The organism is Streptomyces sp. NPDC051664, assembly GCF_044453545.1.
GTDB lineage: Bacteria > Actinomycetota > Actinomycetes > Streptomycetales > Streptomycetaceae > Streptomyces.
The window spans coordinates 1-1,269 of record NZ_JBITCU010000134.1 but is presented as its reverse complement, the minus strand read 5'-3'; the positions used below and the strand labels follow the sequence as shown (position 1 = coordinate 1,269).

At 69.9% G+C, this 1,269-nt stretch carries 2 protein-coding genes; both read right to left on the bottom strand.

Annotated elements, in window-relative coordinates; translation table 11 throughout:
• Entirely contained in the window at positions 1-312 is a 312-nt protein-coding gene (locus tag ACIA8E_RS42010; protein ID WP_399307399.1) for a transposase, read from the bottom strand.
• Between the two features lie 132 nt (positions 313-444).
• Positions 445-1,176 carry a hypothetical protein gene (locus tag ACIA8E_RS42005; RefSeq protein ID WP_399307397.1) on the bottom strand — a complete coding sequence of 244 codons (732 nt, stop codon included), beginning with the start codon at positions 1,174-1,176 and terminating at the stop codon, positions 445-447.
• Positions 1,177-1,269 lie beyond the last annotated feature (93 nt).

The following is a 1,269-nucleotide window of genomic DNA, read 5'->3' as shown; positions in this document are numbered from 1 at the left end:
TTAGAACAGCGTGTCGTCCACCGCGACCGTCAGCACCGCGCCGGCGGGCAGCAGGTGGCGCACGATCAGGTGGGACAGGGAGATGCCCAGGATGTCCGGGCTCCACGGGGCGCGGGAGAAGAAGGCGTGGACGCGGTCGTGGGACCAAGTGCGCGTCAACCCGACGCCGGTGAGCATCCCGGTCACCGTGCACCGCCCGGTCTGCGCGATCAGACCCGTGACCAGCGCCGTGAAGGTTCGGAACGTCGGCGCGGTGAAGTTGCCCCGTACCAACTCCAGTACGGCGAACAGCGAAGCGGGTACAGTCGGCATCGCAGATATGCCTCCCCGGGCGCGGTCGCCACACCACCGATGCTGCCGCGGCCCCGCCCACCACGGGCCCGAACACCCGGTGCCTCACCCGTCAAGGTGATCGCCGTCCGGCCCCCGCGCCCCGGGTGCGGGCTACCGGCGCGACCAGGACAACCGACGCCGCGGCTGCTCGGGGAAGGCAATGGCACAGTGGAAGCCGTCGTCACCGACGGCGCGCCGCAACGTCCGCGCCACCGCCTCGGGATCGTCATAGGGGCCGTTGACGTAGAAGGGCTTGCCGTCGCGGCCGAAGCGGATCGGGCAGGGGCCGGCGGGCTCACCGAGGACAGCGGCGGCGGCCTCGAAGTCCGCCTCGGGATCGAACCCAAGGTCGCGAGCGTAGGCGGCGGCACCGAACACCAGGGCGCGGGCAAGCTCGGCAGGAACCGGCACATGCCCCTCGAAGGCGCTGAAGTAGACAGCCCGGTGCCCGCTCAGTTGCCTCTCGCCCATCGGCTCCGGGGCAAGCGCGTTCTTCACCCCCAGACACCACACATCCAGTAGGAACCCGGCGACCTGCGCCTTCGCGGAGCGCGTACTGTCCGCGGCGACGAGCACGGCGACAAGGCCACGCACCTCCTCGGCGTCAGAAGCCCCAGGGTCCAAGGCCGCCCACTGCGGCGCACCCTCAAGATCCACGCTGCGGCTCCAGCCGGCGTTCACCCAGCAACGCGGCTCGTCACGCGCCGAAGCCGAGACCTGCACGGCACCGTTGAGCACCCCGACAACATCCCTGGCGCTCACCCCCAACGTTCTGGCAATCGCCTTCGCCGACCGACCGTGCTGGTCCAGTTGCCGTACCTGCTCTACAAGCCGCTCATCCACAGCCTCACCCTACGACCGCCGCCAAGACCGCAGGACCCAAACGCCAACAGCCACACTCGCCAGAGTGACCCCGCGAAAACGTCGAAAGTCGAG